This is a genomic window from Anaerobutyricum hallii, from assembly GCF_900209925.1.
In the GTDB taxonomy this organism is placed as follows: domain Bacteria; phylum Bacillota; class Clostridia; order Lachnospirales; family Lachnospiraceae; genus Anaerobutyricum; species Anaerobutyricum soehngenii.
On record NZ_LT907978.1, the window covers coordinates 844,074 to 870,996 of the forward strand.

A 26,923-nucleotide genomic window follows, 5' to 3' on the forward strand; every position below is an offset into this window, starting at 1 on the left:
TTAATGAATCTGATATACTTAAACCAGTATGAAAGAAAGGATCCATTATCATGTCCAGACAAAGAAGAAATTTTAATGCCAAATTCAAATCAGACCTTGTAATTGAGCTGCTTAAGGGTGAGAAAGATCTCAATACCCTTGCAACTGAAAATAACATCCAACCAAATCTGCTCCGCAACTGGAAAAAAGAGTTCTTGAACAATGCTTCGGTTGTGTTCGACGACAAGCGTGAGGAAAACCTCAAAGAAAAGCTTGCCGAAGAGCGTAAGGAGAAAGCGGAGTATGCCAAAAAGGTTGGTCAGTTAACCATGCAGGTTGACTGGCTCAAAAAAAAATCTGAAGAAATTTGTGGACCTGACTACGAGAGTAAGTTTAGTCCAAAACCTTTTGACGACTAAGGAAATTCCGGCTTCTGTTGGCGCCAGGTTGCTTGACATCAACCGTACAAGCATTTATTACAAGGGTGCCCCTATTTCAGATGAGGAACTGGCCTGCAAAGAGATCATTGATCATCTCCATACAGATAATCCCACTTGGGGCGCAAGACAAATGTCTGCACAGTTAAAAACCCGTGGTTACCAGGTTGGACGCCGCAAGGCAAGACGCTACATGAATGAGATGGATATTTACCCGATTTATCCAAAGATGAATCTTTCCAAGCGAATGCAGCAGGCGAAAGTATGTCCATATCTTCTTCGTAATGCGGTCATAGACAAACCAAATCAGGCATGGTCTATTGACATTACATATATTCCGATCAAGCGCGGATTTCTGTATCTGACAGCCGTGATCGACTGGTATAGCCGTTGTATTGTCGGCTGGGAAGTGGATGACACACTTGATACCAGAATGGTTATCAGTGCCCTGAAAAAAGCTTTCAAAGTGGCAAAACCTCAGATCTTGAATTCAGATCAGGGTTGTCAGTTTACAAGTCAGCAATACATTGACTTTGTAAAGGAAAACGGTATCCGCCAGAGTATGGATGGAAAAAGCCGCTGGGCAGACAACATCATGATTGAGCGCTGGTTCCGCAGCTTCAAGTATGAGGAAGCCTATCTGACACAGTACAACAACATCAGGGAAGCAAGGGCTGCTATCAGACAGTATATCCACACCTACAACTTTGAGCGACGCCATTCTGCACTTGATTACCAAACACCGGCTGAATGCTACTATCCGGCAATGTTGATGCCATATGTAGCTTAGCATATATTGGATCTGGGGAGTGCTCCACTGTTCTCTCCATGTTCCTTGTAACTTGTCCACCATATCAGTTCATTATAAAAATCTTAGATTTTTGTCTTGACAACTGAGCCACTATAGTGTTTGGAGAATAATTTGTTTTTATTAAAATGCAAAAAGAATTTTTTTATTTTGTTCGGAATATGGGCGATTCTCCCATGTTGCAAAAAAATTAGACACGATTAGGATTATGTGATTTAATAAAGAAAAGTAATGGGGGTACATGAGAATGACATTTGCAGAATGGATAAGAGAACAGAAGGATATATGTGACAAACTAAAGGAACAAAATTATGAAGATCAAATGGAACTCCGTAAATTTTTTAACGATAGGATTAAACGGATTTTTGAAATAGATTTACCTAAAAATAAAAGTTATGAAAGAATTTGGGGAGACAATAGGGACAAAAATAAAAGAATGTACAAAGCCTTATACGGAGAGTTAAAAGAAGACGATATAAAATTTGGAGAAGGAGAACAGAGATTTTTTAGAGCAATATTTGAAATGTTTCCTCAAAGTGAAGATATAAATAATCTGAGAAATAATAAGTGGGAACTGTATGATTTACAACAAAGAGAGAAATTATGGAATATAATAGAGGATATGTTAGAAGTTAATGATTCTTGGTTTGTAAAAGAGCTAGGATGGTGGGGACGACATTGGGATGTTGAAAATTATTTAATGGAAAAAATATTTGTTCCACATTTGTATAGAATTAGAAAAAATTTATCAAAATTAAAAGAAGAAATAGACTTGTATCCAGAAATTAAAGATGAGGAATATATAAATAAAGCAATATCCTTTGAACAAAGTTTGGATAGATACTTGTCTATATTATTTGAAAGAGCGGGAGAAAATATATTTGAGAGAATAAATACAAAAATTAGGAAATTACAACAGTTGATTTATGGAATTAATATACAAAGCATAGAAGGGGTTGTGGAGAAAAATGAAATTACACAAGAAGATGTAAATTTCGAAGCAGCAATAGACAGATATTTGAATTTATGGGATATGCGAAGAAATGAAAATGACTGTATTAATAGAATTTTAAATAAAATAGAGGAAATTGAAAACATATGGAGTATTTATGAAGTAAAAACAACTTATGTGCCGATAAAAGGACTTTCAGATGAGGGAGAAGGAATACCAAGTTATGAAAAGATAGAGTTTGTAGAGAATAAGAAATTTGAGGAAAGATATAAAAAGATTGTTAAAGAAACAGAATTAAACTGTGAGGAAGACGAGATTTTTGAAAAGAAGTTAAAAGGCTATGCAAATTTTGTTCATAGAAAAATAAATAAATATTATAAGGAGAATGTGTTCAGAGAACCAAAAAATGATGGCGGTAAAATTAATTTTTGGGAATAAAAGGATAATTGATTTTGAGGATAGAGATGTAAAAACTAGATTATTTATAGAAAATAAACTAGATGCATTTTTAGAGAATGTCATTGTAATAAACTTATGGTTTGATATATTTATTAAAATCGTGTTAAAGAGAGAAACCTCTTTTTTTAACACGATTTTTTGCTATAAAATTTTTATTATATCATTAAAATAATTAATTGAAAAGGGTAAAAATGTATAAAATACAAGTTGAATATTTTAGAGGTACTCAAGCTTTCTAAGAGATATTAAGATGAAAGCAGCTCTAAAAATACAGAGGAGTGGTATCAGATACCTTGGACTGACGAGTTCAAAAGAGTTTAGTTTTAGGAGGATTTTAAAATGTTAAAGAGAGTATTAAATACAGAGCTGGAGAAAAAAGTATTCGAAGATGAAATGATGGAGAAACTTAGTGTTGTTCCAGCGGAGTATGAGGTTTACGAAGAATATGCTTCACGGCAAGAAAACTTCGATAAAGATTTCTTCACTTATTGCAACAAAAATCCGTTGCTGATAGATGCAGATGTAGCATATGACGAGGCAGAGGACAATATGAGCATACCGAATTGTAGGGAAGATAGCTTAGAAGCAATTATGGCAGAAAGTCAGGAGGAGATTAATAAGAAAAAGCTGGAGGAGGCAAGACTTAAATACCATTATAAATGGAGTATAAAGTATATCAAACAGCTAGAGGAGGAGAATCACAGAATAAGACAAAATAATTGTCGCTTGGCTAAAAGAAACGAACGGTTGGAAGAAAAGAACCAAAATTTGTTAAGCGAGTGCAAAGATTTAAGGAAAGAGAATAAATCTAAAAAAGAAAAATTGAAAAGACAAAAGCAGGTCTTAAAAAAATACAGGAAGACAGTCTTCAAGAATATCAAGAACGGAAAGTGGGATAACAAAAGAAGCCGTAGACTGATAAGTAAGCAGGATGTGGATGATTTGTTACTGTTGTTGTGATTTTTATTGTTACATAAAAGAGGCTGCGGGCTATTAGTCCGCAGCATTGAGAGTCGCGTGAAAGAAAAATATAAAAGGAGAGTAATCATAATGAATTTTAGTTTTGTACCGAACCAAGGTTTAATGGTGGATGAAAGACATATAACAGAGTTTGATGTAAAGGTGAATCGAATCTTCTATTATATAGAGGAGGATGAGAGTAAAAAGAACCGTATGGAGTATGAGTTAGTGGCAAAAATGTTTGATGGGACAGAATTACCTCCTCGTAGAGTAAAAAAGCTTAATAACCTATCATATTTTACTTTGTGGACGGAGATTATGGATGCCGGATTAGATAGATGGGAAAGGCAGATGCTTTTATTACGTTTACAGACATCTTGTGAGGACGCAAAGCAGGTTAAGATGTATCACATAACTTCCAATGGGTATCAGACATTACAAGTTGGTAAAGAGATATTTGTTGCCGGTGATTATACATATATGTCAAATCAGGATGGGATACAGCTTGAAGTTGACGAAAATGTTAAACAAATGAAATGGAAAAATAAGGTACGATTAGCAGATAAGAAAAATGCTGATAGAAAAGAAGAAGATTACCTGATGGCATCACCAGGAGCCAGTGAAATCTTATTTACAGCAGTTTTGTTATCAGCTATAAAATTCGTGTTTATAAAAGCTGGTTTTAATCCGGCAGTGTGTATCAATCTTTATGGAAAAACAGGAAGTTATAAGACTGCTTTAACGCAGGCGATGATGTACATGGAAAATCCTTCGCAGTTTATGTGCAGTTTGGTAAATGACCAAAAGAAGATGGCAGTGAAGAAAGTGCAACAGTGTTATGGATTTCCTATGATATTGGAAGATTATCACCCTGCGGCGACCGGTTACGATTATAAACGGCAGATCTCTATGATGGATGCAGTGGTACGTCACATAGAAAGTAATCCTCAAAGTGCAGTTGTGTTTATTACATCAGAATTTCTCGATGGGGTAGAAAGTTTACAGTCAAGAACCCTTCAGATAGAGGCTCAAAATGTGGATTTGAAAACTCTTACTAAAATTCAGCAGGAGCAGACGATGGCAACTATTGTAATGAATTTTTTGGATAAATTATTAGGGAATATGAAAGATGTAATAGAAACCATTCAGACTCAGTATGAGGCGTTAAGCAGGCATGGAGAGCAGTCTATGCGAATTGAGGAAAGCATAGTCTTTCTTAAAATAACAGCTATTTTATATGGAAAATATGTGGATAACAGTGATAAATTGAAGCTTAAATCTAAGTTGGATAAAGCACTTACACTTCAAAAGGAGAAACAGAAGTTACATTTAGAGCAACTCAGTATGTCAGAGGAAGACAGGGTCATCAAAGTTGTTTGCGAATTAGTAGATGATAAGGATCTATATAGAAGATGTTCTTATAAAGATAAAGCATTATATAGAGGAGAAGCAAATGAAATGTTGGTTAGTAATAGAGGTGTATTTCTTAGTAGAAAAGCATTAGTTTATGGTCTTAAAAGGTATAATTGTACAGGTATTAGTGTAAAGAAGATTATTTTAGCATTATCGCAGATGGAGCTTTTAGATGAAGATCGAGGAGGAACGCATACTACAAAAGTACAAAATATACGGACGTATTGCATTTTATATTATGAGTTGAAAGAACGATATGAGGAATTAAGAGATACAGGAGATATAAGGCCGCTGTAGGTAAAATAAGAAGCGGTAATTATATATTATCCTTCTGAAAGATTCATAGGAGACTATGTACTTTCTGATATATGGTTACCTATGAATCTATCATTTATCGAAATCAAATGTCTGTATAGCTTAAAACGATGCAGTCATAAGACAACTTATGATTTCAATACGATGTATAGGAGGTTTTTGTATGAATCAGACAACAAAGCGAAGTAAAGAATTAAAAGAAGTCCATGTAGGCAGAAATGCAACAGGAAAGTCTGTTACAGGTATTTCTTTAGAAGCTCCAAAGTATTCCTGCATAGAAACAAAACAGGATGGTGTAAAAGTTATCCTGGAGTTTCCAGAATTTGATGAGACAAGGGAACGGACAGAGACAGGATACCATCAAATGGAGATTCAAAAAGAAGTAAATAATGTACTGTCTCATACATTAAGGGAGCAGATTAAAAATCATCAGATTTATCATGTAGAAAGGATTTCCTAAGATGGGCGAGAAAAAGAGGGTGCGGATGTTGCTTCGTGTAAGTTCTAATCAACAGTTGGAGGAAGATGGAGACTTAGGTATCCAGAGACAGTTGGTGAAAGAATTTATCGCACAACATGAGGAATGGCATCTGGATTCAAAGGAATACTTTGAGGGAAGTAATAGTGGATACAGTAATGCCGTAGAGAATCGTGATATTTTACAGCAGGCATTGCGAGATGCACAAAGAAACGAGTATGATATTCTTGCAGTCTATAAGGATGACCGAATCGGTAGAAGAATGTGGGAAATTGGTGCATATGTTATGCAGCTTAAAAGCTATGGTGTGGATATATATACGGTAAAAGACGGCTGTATCTCACCAGAGAGTGATGACATTATGGGGCAGATGATGTTAGCTCTGCGTTATGGCAATGCACAAAAGAGCAGTTCTGATACGGGAATGCGTGTCAAAGATACGGCACAAAAGCTAGTACAGCAGGGGAAGTTTGTCGGGGGGAAGGCTCCGTATGGATATAAATTGGAGCTGTCTGGAGAAATCAGTAAGCATGGCAGAGCATTACACCATCTTGTGATTATTCCCGAAAGGGCAAAGGCAGTAAAACATATATACGAGCTTTCTCTTGATAAAGAGTATGGTTCTTCAAAGATTGCCAGAGAACTGAATCTGGATGAGGAATATAAAGAACTTGCTCCATCTGAGGTATGGAGAGGTGGAACGGTAACCAGCATTTTAACGAATCCGATTTATGCAGGTTATACAGCTTATAAACGTAGAGAAAAGAAAGAAAACGGAAAAAGTAAGCGGTTAGATAGTTCTGAATGGATTCTCTCGGAAGAACCAAATCCAGAGATACAGATTATTAGTCCTGATGACTGGAATCTGGTTCAGATAAAAAGAAAGCAGAGAGGGATGAAGTATCGTACCGCTCCGCAGAATAAAGGTGTAAAGGTTATCGCAAGAAATGAGGGGATGCTTCCCCTCATTGATGTTATTTACTGTGGATACTGTGGCTGCAAATGTACAAATGGAAGTAGATATAACTATTGGACAATTAAAGATACGGGAGAAAGGAGGGCGAGCAGACAGGCAATATATAAGTGCCAGGATGCATGGCAGGGAGTTCCACATTACAAAGTCTATCAATTTAAAGCAGAAAGAATTGAAAAGATTGTGTTTCAGGCGATTGCCGAGTACATAGATAAGCTTCAGGAAAACGAGGATATTTTCGAGCAGATTTCCGAGAATGGGCGAAAGGCAAAAAAGGAGAAAGCGAAAGAACTTTCAAGAGAACAGGAAAGACTCAAGCATATCCAGCAAAAGATTTCTGTCATGGAAGATAAGATTCCAGAAGCGATGCTTGGAGAGTATCCTGTACCTGTAGATAAGCTGGTAGAACTGATTGAAAAGCAGAAGCAGGAAAAGGAACAGCAGGAAAAAGTGATTGCAGAGAAACAAAAGGAACTTGACGGAGCGGATGTCTCTTTTAATGAGTGGGATAGTCTGCGTATGCAGATTCCAACATGGAAGGATGTATTTCTGAATGCTGATAATCCAACAAAACGTGTTCTTGTGAATAAGCTTATTGAAAAAATATCTGTAAAAGAGGATGAAGTTGTGATAAGATTTAAGATAAATATAAACGAGATACGGTCAAAAGCTTTAAAGAAATCCGGAAGTATAGCGCCAGAGAATAAGCTGGAAGATAAGTCAGTTATCTTAGATAGTCTCAAGATTTATCCAAAGAAAGAATGACAAGTATGCTAAAGTGATTTTAAGATAGAGAATTTATAGAAATATAATAAACGTAAGGAGGGAAAATTTGGTCGATGATATTTTGAGGAAAGATGGTTTATCTTTGAAAAAATTAGAAATACTTTCTTACCGTTCTAATCTTGGCATTAATCTAAAGAAAAATTTGCATTATTTTATCAAAGAAGAATTATTTAAAGAATTGAAAGCGGTTAATCAATGGTATGATTTATGTACAGAATTGGAAAGTGTTGCAATAGATTATCGTATAAAAAGTATACAATCAGCAAAATTAAAATATGCACGTTATTATCCTGACCATCAAACAAGGAAAGTATTTGACGACCTTTTGGGATTTCGAGCATTGTGTGATAATTATGAGGATATACATTCTCTTAGTAAAGAAGAACACATTCGCATTGCAAATATGAGTTGTGGGAAAGCTCATGATGATGGGTATAGAGGAGTTCATGTATATTATCAATTAAGCAATTATCATTATCCGATTGAGATACAATATAATACTTATTATGACCGCCAGCTAAATAATTGGCTTCATAAGTATATATATAAACAGAAATATGATAATGAAATTGGTTGTATTTTGCGAAGACTTTATGAAAATGGAAGCATTAAAACAGAAAGTGAATTTAAAAAGGAGTTAGATTATGTGTTATCTAGTTGCTAAAAAGTTTGGTAGTGTAGGATGTTCTGCTTTACAAACTACTCATGGACAACATTTAGTGGAATTGAAAAAAAGAATAATTGATAAAGTAGGGACAGATAAGATACAGTTGGTTACCATTAGCCGTCCATCTGCATATGGAGAATATGAGCCGTATCATTTTTGTGACACAGAAGATGAATTTGAGAGAACAGTAGCAAAGATGTAAGTGCGAGCAAAAATATTCTTTTTACTTCTATAAATAAGTCTATATGAATGGCAGTCTCAACTCTGAACCCAAACCCCGAATGAACGATGGTTTCGACGTACAGAGGCAAAGGCAAAGATTTTACTATCACATCTTCCACTGCGTTTGATCAGAAGTGGATCAATGGAAAGAATACGTATCACTCGATTAGTAATGTAGTAGATGAGATTTTTAATTCTTACCTGTCACGACCGGAAGTGACACAGCCAATCCTTACCCAGTATTGCGATGGAAAGAAAGTAAGCTGTCCTGAGTTTATGAGCCAGTGGGGTTCTAAAGCGTTAGGGGATGATGGACTTTCAGCGATTGAGATTTTACGGTATTATTATGGGGAAGATATGTATATTAATGAGGCAGAGACTATTTCGGGGGTTCCGGCTTCCTATCCGGGATATGAACTGACGAATGGAACATCAGGACCAAAAGTGCGGCAGATACAGGAACAGCTTAATGTGATCGCAGGAGATTATCCGTTGATTCCTAAAATAAAGGTGGATGGAATTTATGGACCAGCGACGGCAAATTCCGTGAAGGTTTTCCAGAAGATTTTTCATTTGCCGCAAACAGGTGTTGTAGACTTTGCAACGTGGTATAAGATCAGCCAGATTTATGTTGCAGTGAGCCGGATTGCGGAGCTAACATAATTTCTTGTGACCAGAAAAATTGTTACCGGAATTATGCACAAAGTGATATGGGAGAAAGGGGGGAAAGAAGCGGCGAAAGATAGAAATTATAGTTTTTCGCCCTTCCTCCGTTTCAGTTTCCAGAGCAACTTCATTTTTTGCCCAGACAATGACATCGTCCCTGGTTGGACCATGCTCTTTAAGCAGTTGGTTTAAAGTTCCAAGCTTCCGGATAATCATGGAAGAAGTACTTCTACTTTCCTTAAAGAATGTTACGAACAGATGGGGGATGATTATGAAGGTGTTTTGAGGAGAATGGGAAGCTGCAGTCGGAATTTAAAAAGTTACAGATAAAAAAGGAGGAATATACGTGAAGAGGGAAAAATATTGTTTAGGGATAATTATAGCGATGGTGGGGCTGTTTTGCATACTATGTGGGAAAAAAGAGGTTAAGGCAGCAACAGCAGCGGATGTGGTTAATGTAGCAAAAGGGGAAGTTGGTGTTACAGGAGTGCCAAATAAATATACAAAAGATTTGGGAAGCATCAATGGTTCATATTCTTATGCATGGTGTCACGCTTTTGTATCGTGGTGTGCGAAGCAGGCGGGAGCAGGAGATATTATACCGCGGACAGCTTCTTGTTATAATGGAGTAACCTGGTTTCAGAATCATAACAGATTTCATTTGAGGAGTAGCGGATACATCCCTTCTGCCGGGGATATTATTTATTTTGGTTCTGGTGGTGGCTCTCATGTTGGTATAGTAACTTCCGTGTCATCAACTAATGTATATACAATAGAGGGTAATGCAAGAAATACGGTTAAAATTAATGGAGGATATTCCAATGGATATCTTTTAAGTAATACATATATATACGGGTATGGATCTCCGGCATATGATGGTCCGGATCCGTCCCCGTGGGTTTCTTTTTCAAATGATACTTTGCCGGGATCTATCAGTATAGGCACACAGTATCCATTATCAGGAACGATATCAGCCAGTGCGAATATACTAAATATTTGTATACAGGTATATAAAGCGACCGATAAAACAAAAGTAATAGGAGAGGTGTATGTAGAGCCGTATACACGAAGTTATGATATCAGTAATCTTACATCGGGGTTCTTTAAAGTAGATGAGCCAGGACTATATTATGTTTCGGGTACAGCAGCCACTGCAGATATTACGGGGACGAGAACAACAATACTGAATTATTATTTTGTCGGCCTGGCAAATGACAGAACGGTAGAAGATGGCATTTACAGTATACGGCCCAAAGGCGATAATTCTTTAGCGATTGACATAGACGGACATCAGAATGGAAGCGGGGCCAAGGTGCTTACGGCAGATTATGATGGCACAGATTATCAGAAGTTTTATTTTAAATATGTAGGGAATGGATATTATAAGATTATTAATTGTAAGACCAAATTAGTATTAGATGTTGAAGGGGCCCGAACCGATGTCGGGACAGCGATACAGCAATGTATAGATTCCGATAATTCTGCGCAACGTTGGCAGGTAATACCGATAGATGGACATTATTATCTGGTACCGGAAGTTGCAAATTACAGAGCGATGGATGTAAGTTATGCCGGAGACACATTAAAAGCCGGGAAAAAGATACAAATATGGAATCTGAATGCGACGGATCCCCAATTCTTTGATTTGGTTTCGGAAGAATATGATAATAGGGAAGGAAGCATAATAACTTTTGATACAGAGGGAGGAAGTTTTCCTCAGGCACTTTGTGAGAAAAAGGTAACCGGTGTTAATACCAAAAGAGGTACAGGAGCAGTTGTCTGGTATAATGTTTCCGGAACAACTCCGGATACGAATACATGGGGTGCAGAAGCAGCGATTAGTGACAGTGGAGTGATTACAAAAGTACGTGGATATCAGCAGGAAGGCAACCTGACAGTTCCGGAAGGCGGAGCGGTCTTATCTGTGCATATTACTGGGAATTCCGATATTGCAGATGCACTCCAGGTTGGAAGAAGCGTTGCTTTTGATTCAGCAAATAAAAAAGTGTATGTATATGATGCAGAAGCATATGACGGCTACCTGTCAAGAAGCAAAAGAATACTGCCAGGTAAAGAATATGGTAACCTTCCGGTTCCATCGAGAGAAGGCTATATATTTGCTGGTTGGCATACAGGTTCTACAGAAGGGAATAAAGTAAATTGGTATTCGGAAGCGGATACATCAGAATTACATGCAGAATGGATTAAAAAAGATCAGGTAAAGTTTGCATCTAAGATGGTATATAACGGACACCAATATGAATTATATGATTATCCATTGAGCTGGAAAGAAGCAAAACAATTTTGTGAAGAAAAAGGTGGATATCTGGTAAGTATTTCCAGCGAAGAGGAGAATGCCAAAATTAAAGAACTTATGTTGAATGGTACTGCCGGCTGGTATTGGTTAGGGTGTACAGATGAAGAGCAGGAAGGAGCCTGGAAATGGGTTAATGGAGAGACGTTTTCCTATGCCAATTGGGACACGGATTATGTGGAACCATCAGGCGGAACTGCTGAGAATTATGGAACAATCATAAATATAGACAATCCTCCGAATAAACAGAACGGAGACTGGAATGATAGTGGAGAAAGACCGATAAATTCTGGATATTATGGAGTAGGTAACAGTGGTTTTATCTGTGAGTATGATCAAAAAAATATTGAAGAATGTACGGTAACTGTTAAGGAAACAGAATGCATTTACGATGGAAAAGAGAAGAAACCAACCGTTACAATAAAAGACGGAAATAAGACACTTACAAATAATCAGGATTATGTAGTTACCTACGAAAAGAACATAAATGCAGGAAATGCCAAAATAATTATTACAGGAAAAGAAGCTTATTCGGGAACTGTTGAAAAAAGTTTTACAATAGCAAAAGCTGAGTCTGAGGTTTCATTTTTGAATTCAAAAATGGAAAAGGTTTATGGAGATGCAGACTTTAAAAATCCAGTGACAGCGGTTACCGATGGAAATATTACATTTGTATCGACGGATATAAGTATTGCATCGGTACAGTCAGATGGCACGGTAGAAATACATAATGCAGGTACCACAGAAATAAAGGCAATAGTAACGAATGGAAAGAACTATAAAGACTCTATGGCAGTATTTACACTCATAGTAAATAAAAAGGTATATGATATGTCTGGTGTTACTTTTAATAGTAAAACAGTAACATATGATGGACAAGAACATGAAATCACAGTCGAGGGAGAGTTGCCGGATGGTGTGCGTGTTACTTATGAGAATAATAAGCAAAGTAAGGAAGGAACATATACCGTCACAGCAAAGTTTAATGGTGATAATAAAAATTATGAAGCCATACCAGATAAGACGGCTGTTCTCAGAATACAAAAGGCAACGACAGGATTATATTTCCCAAATACATCTGTTGATAAGGTGTATGGAGACAAAGATTTCATAAATCAGATTGTGAATACAGAGAATCGAACATTGACATATTCATCTGATAACACGGACGTTGCAACAGTAGATTCATCAACTGGAAAGATCAGAATCAAAGGTGTTGGTACAGCAGTGATCACGGTGCTGGCTGAGGCGACAGAAGAATATCAGATGGATAGCACCAGCTTTACATTAAATGTAAAAAAAGCGGTATATGATATGTCTAATGTAATATTTGCTGATAAAAAGGTGACATATGATGGTGCGAGTCATTCAATTGAGGTTGAAGGAGATTTACCGGAAGGCGTTAAAGTCAGATATACAGGGAATTCTAAGACGGATGCTGGTACCTATGAAGTCAAAGCCATTTTTACAGGAGATTCCAATCATGAGCAGATAAAGGATATGTCTGCTGAGCTTATTATTAATAAAAAAGTTATACAGACCGAGTTTACGAATCATGTGCTTGAGAAGAGATACGGAGACGCAGATTTTCAAAATCCACTTAAGCAGGAGTGTAAGGAAGTGGAAGTGAAATATTCTTCGAGTGACACAAGTGTAGTAAGCGTAGATGCCACTGGTATGGTATCTATTCAGGGAATCGGTACAGCAACAATTAATGCTTATGCAGAAAAAAATAATAACTATTCTTTTAAGGAGATTTCCTATGAAGTGGATGTAGATAAGGGAATTTATGACATGACAAATATTTCTTTTGGAAGTAAAGAAGTTGTGTATGATCATAGTGCCCACTCCATAAAAGTTGAAGGAGATTTACCGGAAGGCGTGAGTGTAAGCTATAGAGGAAATAATAAGGTTAATGCTGGAAATTATACAGTGACAGCTATATTTTCAGGGGATTTTGAACATTACGAGACGATCCGTAATCTTACAGCAACACTTACTATAAAAAAAGCAACATATAATTTGACTGATATACGTTTTAATGATGCTTCTGAATACTATGACGGAGGAGAACATTCGTTAAAGATTGAAGGAAAGTTGCCGGCAGGTGTATCTGTAACATATCAGGGCAATAATAAGGTGTTACCAGGGAAATATAAGGTAACAGCAGAATTTACCGGAGATGAAGAAAATTATACAAAAATTTCCTCAAAAAGAGCAACACTATTAATTGAAAAAGCAATGCCAGAAATAAGCTTTAAAGAAAAAAATGTGGAGAAAACAGTAGGAGATAAAAATTTTACCAATCCGATTATTTCTAATAGTTCCGATAATTCTGTGGAGTATACTTCAGATGATGAAAATGTAGCGACAATAAGTGCCGCCGGAAATATCTCTATTATAGGAAAGGGAACGACTGTGATCAGAGCAACTACCAGTGAGTCTGATTTATATCAGGAAGGGCAAGCTGAGTTTGTGCTTACAGTAAAGGAAAGTCCGAAGAAAGACAACGATAAGAAAGCCGATAATAAGGATACTAAGCCAGATAAAGATCCACAGGACAATAATGGTAAAGAAAATCCATCCAAAGATAAGAAAGTATCTAAGATAACAATAAAAGGAATCTCAAAAAAAATAGCATGTGGAGGAAAAATAAAACTTACCGCAACAGTTTTCCCAAGTAAAGCAAAGGAAAAAAGAGTTGTATGGAGTACAAGTAATTCTAAAGTTGCTGTAGTGAATCAAAATGGTATCGTATCTGTGAAGAAGAATAGCGCAAGGAAAAAAGCGGTTATCACAGCAAAAGCCACTGACGGAAGTAATGTTAGGGCAGCGTGGAAAATCACATCCATGAAAGGAAGAGTAAAGAAAGTTATTATCTCCGGCATGAACAAGGTAAAAGCAGGTAAGTCTGTAAAGTTAAAGGCTAAAGTTACAGCTACATCCGGGGCGAATAAAAAGGTTTGCTGGACATCCAATAATAAAAAATATGCGGTTGTAAGTTCTAAGGGAGTTGTAAAAACGAAAAAAGCTGCAAAGGGCAAAAAAGTAAAAATTACAGCAATGGCTACCGATGGAACTGGCAAAAAGAGCACGATAGTAATTAAGATCAAATAATAAAAACCGACAACGGGATAATGTCAAAAGTAGACCGTTAGGTTTGACAAATCATATAAAATTGAGTGTCAAATCTAACGGTCGTTTTTTGTGATACAGAAGATGAATTTGAGAAAACAGTAGCAAAGATGTAAGTGTGAGCAAAAATATTCTTTTTACCTCTATAAATGTTAAGTCTATATGAATGGCTATTGAGATTTTGCGGTATTATTATGGGGAAGAGTGGATGGGATTTATAGACCAGCGACGGCAAATTTCGTAAAGGTTTTCCAGAATATTTTTCATTTGCCGCAAACGGGTGTTGTAGACTTTGCAACGTGGTATAAGATCAGCCAGATTTATGTTGCAGTGAGCCGAATTGCGGAGCTGACATAATTTCTTGCAACCAGAAAAATTGTTATCGGAATTATGCACAAAGTGATATGGGAGAAAGGGGGGAAAGAAGCGGCGAAAGATAGAAATTATAGTTTTTCGCCCTTCTCTCTTGTAATTGTAGTCGATGTATGCTAGAATTTGTACAATTTAAGTATTTATGCAAAGAGCGGCAACGTGAGAGTCAGTTTTCTTCGCAAGTCTGAAAAGACACGTTCCCGGCCGATTTGTTTGATCAGTGTATTTTCGCACAACGGAGCCGGGGGAACCCGTCTTTTTTTTTGCAAAGAGTTACAAAAAGAGTTATAATTAGTAGTAACTTACTCTCTTGCTTTTTTGTATTTTCCTTAATATGCAGTTGCAAATGATTGAATATAGAAAGGAACGTGAATCATGAAGGCATTTCTAATCTTAGAAGATGGGACTGTGCTGACCGGCGAAAGCTTTGGAGCAGCAAAAGAAGTAATCAGTGAGGTTGTTTTTAACACTTCTATGACAGGATATCTGGAAATATTAACAGATCCATCTTATGCAGGACAGTCTGTTGTTATGACCTACCCGTTAATTGGTAACTATGGAATTTGTATGGAAGATATGGAGTCTGTACATCCATGGCCAAAGGCACTTATTGTGCGAGAGTGTGCAAAACTGGCAAGTAACTTCCGTAATGAGATGACATTGGACGAATTCTTAAAGAAATACGATGTTCCTGGTATTTCAGGAATTGATACCAGACATCTGACACGTATTTTAAGAGAGTACGGTGTAATGAACGGAATGATTACTACAAGAGAAGATTTCGATCTGGACGAAGTAGTAAAGCAGTTGAAAGAATACAGAGTAAGTGGAGTTGTACGTGAAGTAAGCTGCAAGGAAAAGAGAGTGCTTCCGGGAGATGGCTTTAAAGTTGCCCTCATGGATTTTGGAGCAAAGAAGAATATTGAGAAGTCTTTAAACAAGCGTGGCTGTGAGGTTACAGTATATCCGGCATATACAAAGGCTGAGGAGATTATCGCAGCAAAACCGGACGGAATCATGCTTTCTAATGGTCCTGGAGATCCAAAGGAATGTGTGGAGATTATTGAGGAACTGAAGAAGTTATTTGCTACGAATATTCCTATTTTTGGTATCTGTCTCGGACATCAGCTGATGGCTCTTGCGAACGGAGCAGATACAAAGAAGATGAAGTACGGACATCGTGGAGCAAACCATCCAGTAAAAGATTTAAAAACAGGAAAGGTTTACATTTCTTCGCAGAATCATGGATATATGGTAATGGAAGATTCTCTGAACAGAGATATCGCAGAAGTAAGCTTCATTAATGTAAATGATGGTACATTAGAAGGAGTTCATTATCTTGGAAAGAATGTTATGACAGTACAGTTCCATCCGGAAGCCTGCCCTGGACCAAACGATTCCGAGTTTTTATTTGAAGAGTTTATTAATATGATGGAGGTTGCAAAAGATGCCTAAGAATACCAGTATTAAAAAAGTCCTTGTAATTGGTTCCGGTCCTATTGTTATCGGACAGGCTGCAGAGTTTGACTATGCGGGAACACAGGCATGCCGTTCCCTGAAAGAAGAGGGAATTCACGTTGTTCTTGTTAACTCCAACCCTGCAACAATTATGACAGATAAAGATATCGCAGATGAAGTATATATTGAGCCGTTAACACCAGAAGTTATCAAGAAGCTCATCTTAAAAGTTTCTCCGGACAGTCTTCTTCCAACATTAGGTGGACAGGCAGCGTTAAATATCGCTATGGAGTTAGACGAGTGTGGTTTCTTAAAAGAGCATAAGGTAAAGCTGATCGGTACAACAGGTAAAACGATCCGTAAGGCAGAGGATAGAGAAGAATTTAAAGAAACAATGGAAAAGATCGGGGAGCCGATCGCACCAAGCCAGATTGTTACGAATGTAGAAGATGGTCTGGAATATGCGCAGAAGATTGGATATCCGGTTGTTCTTCGTCCTGCATACACTCTTGGAGGAAGCGGTGGTGGAATCGCAGATAATGAAGAAGAATTTGTGGAAATCATTCAGAATGGTCTTCGTCTTAGCCGTGTAGGACAGGTATTAGTAGAGAAATCTATCGCCGGCTGGAAGGAAATCGAATACGAAGTAATGCGTGATGGTAACGGAACATGTATTACGGTATGTAATATGGAGAACCTTGACCCGGTTGGTGTTCATACTGGAGACAGTATCGTTGTTGCACCTTCTCAGACATTAGGAGATAAAGAGTACCAGATGCTCCGTAATTCTGCATTAAATATTATTGATGAACTTGGTGTAGAAGGTGGATGTAACGTACAGTTTGCATTAAATCCAGATACATTTGATTATTGTGTAATTGAGGTTAACCCTCGTGTAAGCCGTTCTTCTGCATTAGCTTCTAAGGCAACAGGATATCCGATTGCCAAAGTTACTGCGAAGATCGCACTTGGTTACCACTTAGATGAAATCAAGAATGCTGTAACAGGTAAGACATTTGCAAGTTTTGAGCCGGCGCTTGACTACTGTGTAGTAAAGGTTCCAAGACTTCCATTTGATAAGTTTATTTCTGCCTCCCGTCATTTGACAACACAGATGAAGGCAACCGGAGAGGTTATGAGTATCTGTACTAACTTTGAAGGTGGTCTTATGAAGGCTCTCCGTTCTTTAGAGCAGCATGTAGACAGCCTGATGCATGGCGATTTTGATAAGTTAAGTGATAAAGAATTAGAAGAACATCTTCATATCGTAGATGACCTTCGTATTTACTGTATTGCAGAGGCACTTCGTCGTAAAGTAGACCCACAGAAGATTCATGATATCACAAAGATTGATCTGTGGTTCATTGATAAATTAAATAACATCGTTGAGATGGAAGCGAAACTTAAAAATGCGGAAGAATTAGATCGTGATCTTTTACTGAAGGCAAAAGAGATGGAATTCCCGGATAAAGTGATCGGAGATCTTATCGGTCAGAATGAGGAGTATGTAAAGAACTTAAGACGTCAGATGGATATCGTTCCGGCATACAAGGTTGTTGATACCTGTGCGGCAGAGTTTGCAGCAGAAACTCCATACTACTATTCTTGTTTTGGAAGCTTCAATGAAGTAGAAGAAACTTCTGATAAGAAGAAGATTATGGTACTTGGTTCCGGTCCAATCCGTATTGGACAGGGTATTGAGTTTGATTACTGTTCTGTACACAGTGTATGGGCATTTAAAGAAATGGGTTACGAAACAATCATCGTAAACAATAACCCGGAAACAGTAAGTACAGACTTTGATATCGCAGATAAGCTTTATTTTGAGCCTTTAACAGAGGAAGATGTAGAGCATATCGTAGAATTAGAGAAGCCAGATGGAGCGGTAGTACAGTTCGGTGGACAGACAGCGATCAAGTTAACAGAGAAGTTAAATAAGATTGGTGTGCCGATTCTTGGTACAAGTGCTGAGAACGTAGATGCAGCAGAAGATAGAGAGCTTTTCGATGAGATTCTTGAGAAATGCTGTATTCCACGTCCAAAGGGAGGCACAGTATTTACAAAAGAAGAAGCTATCAAGACAGCGAATGAGATTGGATACCCTGTACTGATTCGTCCATCTTATGTACTTGGTGGACAGGGTATGCAGATTGCGATTTCTGATGAAGATATTTCCGAATTTATGGATGTTATTCAGAGATATGCACAGGAACATCCAATTCTTATCGATAAATACCTGATGGGTGTTGAAGTCGAGGTTGATGCGGTATGTGATGGAGAAGAGATTGTTATTCCAGGTATCATGCAGCATGTAGAGAGAGCCGGAATCCATTCCGGAGACAGTATTTCCGTATATCCTGCAAGAGACCTTTCTCCTAAGATTAAAAAGGTGATCGGCCATTATACAAAGTTACTGGCAAAGGCTTTACATGTTATTGGTCTTATCAACATCCAGTTTATTGTATATCAGGATGAAGTATATGTAATTGAAGTAAATCCTCGTTCTTCAAGAACGGTTCCTTATATCAGTAAGGTAACAGGTATTCCTATTGTTGACCTTGCAACAAAGGTTATGACAGGAATGAAGTTAAAAGAGTTAGGTTATGAGCCTGGACTTCAGCCGGAATCTCCATACTGGGCAATCAAGATGCCAGTATTCTCTTTTGAGAAGATTCGTGGGGCAGATATCAGCCTTGGACCAGAAATGAAGTCCACAGGAGAATGTCTTGGTATTTCTAAGAACTATGAAGAAGCATTATTTAAAGCATTCTTAGGTTCTGGTGTTGATTTACCAAAACACAAGAAGATGATCATGACTGTGAAGGATTCTGATAAGTTAGATGCAGTAGAAGTTGGTAAGAGATTCGCAGCACTTGGCTACGAAATCTATGCGACAAGAAATACATGCAAGACATTACAGGAAAGCGGTGTGCCAGCGAAGAGAGTAAATAAAATCGAAGAGACACATCCAAACCTGCTGGATCTGATCTTAGGACATCAGATTGATCTTATCATCGATACACCTTCACAGGGTATTGAAAGAAGCAAAGATGGTTTTGTTATCCGTCGTCATGCAGTAGAAACAGGTGTGAACTGTCTGACTTCTCTTGATACAGCAAACGCCTTACTTACCAGCTTAGAGTCTTCCTGCAGAGAAGATTTATCTTTAGTGGATATCGCAGAAATTGATAAAGAGATTGAGAGCAAGATTAACGAGGCATAAAAAGGGGAGTGAATCCCTGATATAAATAATATGTACTCATGGAGTCTTTTGTGCATTTACCCTTGCAAAAGATTTCGTGGGTATATAGCATAATTGGGAGGATACCAATGGGAAATTATACAAAGCAGGATATTATTCAGCTTGTGGAAGAAAAAGACGTACAGTTTATAAGACTTCAGTTTACAGATGTATCGGGAAACTTAAAAAATGTAGCGATTACAGCCAGCCAGCTTGAAAGAGCATTAGATAATAAATGTATGTTTGACGGCTCTGCAATCGAAGGTTTCGTCCGTATTGAGGAATCTGATATGTATCTGTATCCGGACCTTAATACATTTGAGATTCTTCCATGGCGTCCGCAGCATGGAAAGGTTGCCCGCTTTATGTGTGATGTGTATCGTCCGGATGGGGTACCTTTTGAGGGAGACAGCCGATATGTCCTGAAAAATGTATTAAAAAGAGCTGCAAAGATGGGATATACTTTTGATGTCGGACCGGAGTGTGAATTTTTCCTTTTTCATACCGATGACAATGGACAGCCAACAAACATTACACATGAAAAGGCAAGTTATTTTGACGTAACTCCGTTAGATTTGGGTGAGAATGCAAGAAGAGATATCGTTCTTACATTAGAGAGTATGGGGTTTGAAATTGAAGCATCCCATCATGAAGTTGCTCCGGCACAGCACGAAATTGATTTCAAGTACGATAATGCTCTGATAACTGCTGACAATATCATGACATTTAAAATGGTAGTAAAGACAATTGCAAAGAGACATGGATTGTATGCAACATTTATGCCAAAGCCGATTACCGATATCGATGGTTCCGGAATGCATATCAATATGTCGCTTGAAAAGGATGGAAAGAACCTTTTCTTTGATAAGAAAGATCCACTGGGACTAAGCAAAGACTGTTATCATTTTATTGCAGGACTTATTAAGCATGCCAGAGGAATGTCCTGTATTTGTAATCCCCTTGTAAACTCCTACAAGAGACTCGTTCCCGGTTACGAAGCGCCGGTAGCAATTTGCTGGTCTTCTATTAACAGAAGTCCGCTGATTCGTATACCGGCTTCAAGAGGAGCCGGCACAAGAATCGAATTCAGAAGTCCGGATCCTGCAGCAAATCCATATCTTGTCATGGCACTTTGTCTTGCAGCAGGACTGGATGGAATCGAGAATCAGTTAGAAGCGCCGGAACCGATTGGTAAAAATATGTATTTACTGACAGAAGAGCAAATCGCAGATATGAATATTGATGTCTTGCCATCTACACTTGGTGAAGCATGTGACGCTTTTGAACAGGATACTTATATTCAGGGGGTTCTTGGAGAGCATATAAGTAAAAAATATCTGGAAGCAAAGAGAAAAGAATGGCATGAATATTGTAGACATGTTTCTGACTGGGAAACAGAATCATATCTTTATAAATACTAAACTACAGTCTTTTAAGATAACGACTGTAGATGGAAACGACTGGATGGCTTATGAGGATGAGTGAGAATTGTTGAATATCGTTGTTGTATTTCCGAAAAAGGAAATTGTATTAAAAATGAAAAACGTCCTGATAAAGAATGGATATGATGTATCGGCCGTCTGTGTTACCGGGGCCCAGGCTATTCAGGCAGTGGAAAGACTAGAGGCGGGTGTTGTTGTATGCGGCATCCGCTTTGCTGATATGATTTATTACGAATTAAAAGATTGTCTTCCGGATACTTTTGAAATGGTAGTCATCGCCAGTAATGCACAGTGGCAGCAATATGGAGATGATGATGTTATTTATCTGCCATTGCCGTTAAAAGCCTATGATCTGGTCGATACAGTGTCTGATCTACTGACAGATATACATAGAAAGTTAAAGCAGGAAAAAGAAAAGCCGGATAAGCGTTCTGCAGATGAACAGGGAATTATTAATCAGGCCAAGTCCTTATTAATAGAAAAGAACGGAATGACAGAGGAAGAAGCACATCGTTATCTTCAGAAAAGAAGTATGGATAATGGAACGAATATGGTAGAAACATCATATATGGTTTTACAGGTTTTTGATTTGAAATGATTTTTATGTTTCGCGGGTCCCAAAGTCAAAAACCTTATCGTGTAAGCACGAACGGGGTTTTGAGCTGTTGATCCTGAAACATCATTTAATTTAATAAATAAAACAGATATCGCAGATATAATTTTGCAAAGTAATTCTGAAGAATCACAGAAATTTTATTAAAAATAGCGAGAACCCTTGTTAATTAAGAAAGAGTATCGTATATTTTATATGTTATATATGCGACAGAAGGGAGAAGCCTATGAAGTTTACAAAGATGCACGGAATAGGAAATGACTACGTTTATGTGAATTGTTTTGAGGAGTCTGTAAAGAATCCGGCAGAAGTATCTAAGTTTGTAAGTGATCGTCATTTTGGAATTGGTTCAGATGGATTAATTCTTATTAGTCCGTCAGCAACAGCGGATTTTCGTATGAATATTTACAATGCCGATGGTTCTCAGGCAGAAATGTGTGGAAACGGTATTCGCTGCGTAGCAAAATATGTGTATGATTATGGCTTGACAGATAAGACAGAGATTTCAGTAGAAACATTAGCAGGAATTAAATATCTTCGGCTGCAGGTAGAAAACGGAAAGGTTGCAAGTGTTGAGGTAAATATGGGTGCGCCTATTCTTGAACCAAAAGAAATTCCGGTTGCAGTAGAAGAAAGTCCTGTTGTCAACGTACCTGTTGAGGTAAAAGGAAAAATCTATCATATGACCTGTGTATCTATGGGTAACCCGCATGCCATTATTTTTATGAACAATGTAAAAGATTTGGACATTGAAGCAAGCGGTCCATATTTTGAAAATCATACGGTATTTCCTAAAAGAACAAATACAGAATTTGTAGAAGTACTTGATCGAAATACTGTAAATATGAGAGTATGGGAGAGAGGCAGTGATGAAACACTTGCCTGTGGAACCGGTGCCTGTGCAACAACAGTGGCCTGCATATTAAATGATAAGACAGAAAATGAAGTTACAGTACATTTGCTCGGAGGAGATTTGAAAATCCGCTGGGATCGAGAAGCCAACCAGGTTTATATGACTGGTCCGGCAACCGTTGTATTTGACGGAGAGATTACCCTTCCGGATGATATTGCATAATATTTTTGAGCAATGAATTGTAAAGAGACGTAAAGAGGCAAAAGCCAGATTGGAGTAACTATGTTTAAAGTAAATGAGAACTATTTAAAACTGCCGGGAAGTTATCTTTTTTCTACAATTGGAAAGAAAGTAGCCGCATACAAAGAGGCAAATCCAGATAAATCTATCATCAGTTTAGGTATCGGTGATGTAACACAGCCATTAGCACCAAAGATTATCGAAAGTCTTCATAGTGCGGTAGACGAGATGGGAAAGGCAGAAACTTTTCATGGATACGCTCCAGATTTAGGATATGAATTTTTAAGAAATGCAATTGCAGATGGTGACTATAAGAGCCATGGCTGCGATATTCATGCAGATGAGATTTTTGTCAGTGATGGAGCAAAATGTGACTCGGGAAATATTCAGGAAATATTCAGTATAGATAACAAAATTGCAGTATGCGACCCAGTTTATCCAGTTTATGTCGATACGAATGTTATGGCAGGAAGAACAGGAACATACGACCCTTCCACAGAAACCTGGAGTGATGTCATCTATATGCCATGCACCGCAGAGAATGATTTTGTACCAGACTTTCCAAAAGAAGAGCCGGACATTATCTATCTTTGCTTCCCAAATAATCCTACCGGAACAACGATTACAAAAGCACAGCTTCAGGACTGGGTTGATTATGCTAATAAGATTGGCGCAGTAATTATTTATGATGCTGCTTACGAGGCATATATCAGCGAAGATGATGTCGCACACAGTATTTATGAATGTGAAGGAGCAAGAACCTGTGCAATTGAACTTCGAAGCTTTTCAAAGAATGCAGGATTTACAGGAACAAGACTTGGATTTACTGTAGTTCCTAAAGACTTAAAAGCCGGAGATGTTACTTTACATTCCTTATGGGCAAGAAGACATGGAACAAAGTACAACGGTGCTCCATACATCATTCAGAGAGCAGGAGAAGCCTGCTACAGTGCAGAAGGAAAAGCACAGTTAAAAGAGCAGGTTGCTTTCTATATGAACAATGCGAAAATTATCAAAGAAGGCTTAAAAGATGCAGGATACACCGTATTTGGTGGAGTAAACGCACCATATATCTGGTTACAGACTCCAGATAAAATGCCATCCTGGGACTTCTTTGACTTCCTGTTAAAGAATGCAAACGTAGTAGGAACACCAGGCTCAGGATTTGGACCAAGCGGAGAAGGATATTTCCGACTCACAGCATTCGGTTCTCATGAAAATACATTAAAAGCCATCGAAAGAATTAAAGCACTTTAAGATTAATTTGCTGAGCAAAAGAAACGAAAACCAGAAATAAAGATAAAATAAAATGTGAAGATAGTCGCGGCGCAGAAAATGCCTGACCGGCATTTTTACTTGCTCCGACATCACATTTTATTTTATCTTTATTTCTGGTTTTCTGTTTATTGATGCCATATAGAAATTAATATTTTAATCTGGAGAAAAAGGAGCTTGTCAAGAAGGCTGTGAGAATGGAAATTCTCCAGAAGGCTTTGGCGTTCACTGCTATTTGTTATCAAAACCAGACAGCTGCTGAAATAAAATTCTATGCTGAATTGTAAAAAAATGTGATAAAGAAAAAAGAATTGTTATACGTATTGTATTTTGTGACTTTGCGCTGTGGAATTTTGACTCTGAAAACTTCGGACTTATTTTTCCGAAGTTTTCGTTTTTTGAGGCAAAATAAAGCGTTTAGCGCAACGGAACAAAATCAAACGTATAACAATTCTTTTTTCTTTAGAAGACAGACTACAATTCAGTGAGAAGATATCCCCTTCTGGAGATTTTCATTCCAAATAAAAACCATAGACTTCTGGGCAATCCCCTTATCCACATCCAAAATTTAAATACTAATTTCCATCTGGAGCCAAAGCACAGAAAAGCAGAAATTTAATAGAGAAGAAAATGTGATGTCGGAGCGAGTAAAAATGCCGGTCAGGCATTTTCTGCGAAGCGACTATCTTCACATTTTCTTCTCTATTAAATTTCTGCTTTTCGTCTCTTTAATCCATCAAATTAGTATTTAAACCGTAATGCTTCTTCACTGGTCTGGGAGAGGATTTTCATCGCTTCTTCCGGATAAGCGCCCATAGCAGTTTCTCCTGTCAGCATTAATGAGGAAGCTCCATCTAAAACGGCCTGAAAGATGTCCGTTACTTCAGCCCTGGTTGGTACAGGGTTTTCTTCCATGGAGGCGAGCATCTGTGTGACGACCATAAAAGGTTTTTTTGCATGACGGCATGTCGTGGAGATTCTTTTTTGCACAGCAGGAAGTTTTGGCAGTGGAATAGCATTTCCAAGATCGCCTCGTGCAATTACAATCTCGTCGCAGAAAGGAAGAAGAGAAGGCAAGTGTTCAACACCTTCTATGGATTCTATCTTGGCGAAGATGCGAATATAGTCCATATTATCTGCCATCAGTTCTTTTCGGAGTGTGATCAGATCATCTGCGTTTCTTACAAAAGGAAGCATGACACCGGTAACGTGGTATTTCCGAAGTAGTTTAAGATTTTCCTTGTCGGTTTTTGTAAGAACAGGGAGTGGAACAGTAAGATCTTTGATTGCGATACTTTTTCTGGAAGTTAATTCGCCGCCCTTGATTACTTCTGCGCAAAAAATATCTGATTCTAGAGGAGCGGATATTTTTAAAACAATTTTTCCATCATTAAGGCGGACTTCCTGCTCTTCATCAAAATAAGAGAAGAGAATTTCCGGACATGGGATAATAAAAAATTCATCTTTGCCATTAAGAATACGGGAAAAAATATCCGAATTTTCTTTTTTTTCCTGGAAGGACTTTTCTGATATAAGGAAAACGATATCTCCAGAAGAAAGTGATAGAGGAGTATCTAATGTGCCTATACGAAGTTCCGGACCCTGGAGATCAACAAGAAGTTCCGGAATGATATGCATACGTTCGGAAACTTCGTGATACTGCTGCAGCCAGTCTTCGCAGTCATCAAGATTACTGTGAGAAAGATTGAGCCGCATTCCGGTCATCCCCGCTAAAAACATTGCCTGTATTTTTTCTTTTGAAGCGCAGGCAGGACCGAGTGTTCCGTATAAGTGAAGAGAATGTTTCATGATAAAAACCTCCTGTCATGACATATTAACTATTTAAATCCAGTTTATTTTTTAAACTTCTCAAAACTATGAATTTATTGTATCATATTTTATAAGAAATGGAGGCGTTTTTATGGAATGGAAATTAACAACATTGATTGAAAATCATGAAGATACAGAAGAAAAATATGTATGTGAGCATGGCTTTTCTATTTTAATTGAAAAAATGGATTCCAAACCACCGATTCGGCTATTGATGGATACAGGACAAAGCGGGGCATTTTTTGATAATGCAGAAAAAATGGGTGTTTCTTTAGATAAGCTGGATGCGCTATTGCTTAGTCATGCACACTATGACCATGTGGGTGGTGTGGAAAGATTATTGGAAAATATTCCGATAGAAAAAATGTATGTGGGGAAGAGTTTTTTTCAGGAAAAATATCATGAGAAAAAAGATGGAACAGTAAAAAATATAGGAATTTCATTTTCTAGGAATGATGTGGAAAGGTATGGAGTAAAAATCTGTGAAATAGAAGAAGATAGCCGGGAAATTTTTCCGGGTATAACGATTCATCGAAATTTTGAACGTATTACAGACTATGAGCAGGGAAATCCTCATTTTTTTGTAAAAGAGAAAGGCGTATATAAAAAAGATGATTTTACGGATGAGATTGCAATAGCTCTTGAAATAAAAGACGGAATTGTCGTAATTACAGGCTGCTCACATCCTGGAATTATGAATATAATTTATACGATCCAAAAAAGAAGTAAAAAAAAGATTTGTGGGATTGTTGGCGGAACGCATTTGGTAGAAGCAGATGAGAGTCGGCTTAAAAAGACAATAGCGGCTCTAAAAGAAATCAATATAGAGTTTATTGCAGTTTCGCATTGTACCGGAGATGAAAATTTAGAAATTATAAAAAATGCATTTGGGAAAAAATTTATTTTTAATTGTACAGGGAATGTGATTAAAATTTTGTGATAAAGATGTATCAACTTTGGAAAAATGTAAAATTAAAAAAATACCTATTGACAATTGAGCAACTATTCAACTATAATGATAACAGTTGAATAGAT

The 26,923-nt window shown here is 37.6% G+C and carries 18 protein-coding genes and 2 pseudogenes; 19 read left to right on the forward strand and 1 reads right to left on the reverse strand.

Annotated features, from left to right (window positions below; genetic code table 11):
- Positions 1–50 precede the first annotated feature (50 nt).
- The 18 genes and pseudogenes from EHLA_RS16555 to EHLA_RS03920 all read left to right on the forward strand — a co-directional run bounded on the left by EHLA_RS16555 (position 51) and on the right by EHLA_RS03920 (position 24,040).
- A complete protein-coding gene (locus EHLA_RS16555; RefSeq protein WP_229097941.1) occupies positions 51–398 on the forward strand; it encodes a transposase in 348 nt (115 codons plus the stop codon).
- Positions 388–1,206 (forward strand): IS3 family transposase, encoded by an 819-nt coding sequence (locus EHLA_RS03830; protein ID WP_242970654.1) that lies wholly within the window; start codon positions 388–390, stop codon positions 1,204–1,206. Before EHLA_RS16555 ends, EHLA_RS03830 begins: the two co-directional genes overlap by 11 nt.
- 265 nt (positions 1,207–1,471) lie before the next feature.
- A complete protein-coding gene (locus EHLA_RS03835) occupies positions 1,472–2,614 on the forward strand; it encodes a hypothetical protein (protein WP_096239377.1) in 1,143 nt (380 codons plus the stop codon).
- A 360-nt stretch (positions 2,615–2,974) separates the two neighbouring features.
- A complete protein-coding gene (locus EHLA_RS03845; RefSeq protein WP_096239379.1) occupies positions 2,975–3,595 on the forward strand; it encodes a hypothetical protein in 621 nt (206 codons plus the stop codon).
- Between the two features lie 90 nt (positions 3,596–3,685).
- Entirely contained in the window at positions 3,686–5,305 is a 1,620-nt protein-coding gene (locus tag EHLA_RS03850; protein ID WP_096239380.1) for a hypothetical protein, read from the forward strand.
- Between the two features lie 181 nt (positions 5,306–5,486).
- Entirely contained in the window at positions 5,487–5,783 is a 297-nt protein-coding gene (locus tag EHLA_RS03855) for a hypothetical protein (RefSeq protein ID WP_096239381.1), read from the forward strand.
- 1 nt (position 5,784) lies between these two features.
- The gene (locus tag EHLA_RS03860) at positions 5,785–7,539 is read left to right on the forward strand and encodes a recombinase family protein (protein WP_096239382.1); all 1,755 of its coding nucleotides are present in this window, start codon (positions 5,785–5,787) and stop codon (positions 7,537–7,539) included.
- 67 nt (positions 7,540–7,606) lie between these two features.
- A complete protein-coding gene (locus EHLA_RS03865; RefSeq protein WP_096239383.1) occupies positions 7,607–8,224 on the forward strand; it encodes a hypothetical protein in 618 nt (205 codons plus the stop codon).
- A complete protein-coding gene (locus tag EHLA_RS03870; RefSeq protein WP_096239384.1) occupies positions 8,205–8,429 on the forward strand; it encodes a DUF6718 family protein in 225 nt (74 codons plus the stop codon). Before EHLA_RS03865 ends, EHLA_RS03870 begins: the two co-directional genes overlap by 20 nt.
- 98 nt (positions 8,430–8,527) lie before the next feature.
- Positions 8,528–9,112, forward strand: a pseudogene (locus EHLA_RS03875) (peptidoglycan-binding protein); the annotation flags it as partial.
- A gap of 349 nt (positions 9,113–9,461) precedes the next feature.
- On the forward strand, positions 9,462–14,546 hold the full coding sequence (locus EHLA_RS03885) for an Ig-like domain-containing protein (RefSeq protein WP_096239387.1): 5,085 nt from the start codon (positions 9,462–9,464) through the stop codon (positions 14,544–14,546).
- A gap of 222 nt (positions 14,547–14,768) precedes the next feature.
- Positions 14,769–14,921: pseudogene (locus EHLA_RS03890) on the forward strand (peptidoglycan-binding domain-containing protein); the annotation flags it as partial.
- A 390-nt stretch (positions 14,922–15,311) separates the two neighbouring features.
- On the forward strand, positions 15,312–16,391 hold the full coding sequence (locus EHLA_RS03895; protein ID WP_021907382.1) for a carbamoyl phosphate synthase small subunit: 1,080 nt from the start codon (positions 15,312–15,314) through the stop codon (positions 16,389–16,391).
- The gene (carB, locus tag EHLA_RS03900; RefSeq protein WP_096239388.1) at positions 16,384–19,617 is read left to right on the forward strand and encodes a carbamoyl-phosphate synthase large subunit; all 3,234 of its coding nucleotides are present in this window, start codon (positions 16,384–16,386) and stop codon (positions 19,615–19,617) included. Before EHLA_RS03895 ends, carB begins: the two co-directional genes overlap by 8 nt.
- A 107-nt stretch (positions 19,618–19,724) precedes the next feature.
- Entirely contained in the window at positions 19,725–21,056 is a 1,332-nt protein-coding gene (glnA, locus tag EHLA_RS03905) for a type I glutamate--ammonia ligase (protein WP_096239389.1), read from the forward strand.
- A 67-nt stretch (positions 21,057–21,123) separates the two neighbouring features.
- Positions 21,124–21,675: an ANTAR domain-containing response regulator gene (locus tag EHLA_RS03910; protein ID WP_242970668.1), complete on the forward strand. Its 552-nt coding sequence runs from the start codon at positions 21,124–21,126 to the stop codon at positions 21,673–21,675.
- Between the two features lie 241 nt (positions 21,676–21,916).
- Positions 21,917–22,765 carry a diaminopimelate epimerase gene (gene dapF / locus EHLA_RS03915; RefSeq protein WP_096239390.1) on the forward strand — a complete coding sequence of 283 codons (849 nt, stop codon included), beginning with the start codon at positions 21,917–21,919 and terminating at the stop codon, positions 22,763–22,765.
- 60 nt (positions 22,766–22,825) lie between these two features.
- Positions 22,826–24,040, forward strand: a complete 1,215-nt coding sequence (locus tag EHLA_RS03920) for an LL-diaminopimelate aminotransferase (protein ID WP_096239391.1) — start codon at positions 22,826–22,828, stop codon at positions 24,038–24,040.
- 759 nt (positions 24,041–24,799) lie between these two features.
- Here EHLA_RS03920 and EHLA_RS03925 read toward each other — a convergent pair.
- Positions 24,800–25,867: a pyruvate kinase gene (locus EHLA_RS03925; RefSeq protein ID WP_096239392.1), complete on the reverse strand. Its 1,068-nt coding sequence runs from the start codon at positions 25,865–25,867 to the stop codon at positions 24,800–24,802.
- A gap of 112 nt (positions 25,868–25,979) precedes the next feature.
- On the opposite strand from EHLA_RS03925, the gene EHLA_RS03930 reads away from it, so the two are divergent.
- Entirely contained in the window at positions 25,980–26,828 is an 849-nt protein-coding gene (locus EHLA_RS03930) for an MBL fold metallo-hydrolase (RefSeq protein ID WP_096239393.1), read from the forward strand.
- Positions 26,829–26,923: the final 95 nt, after the last annotated feature.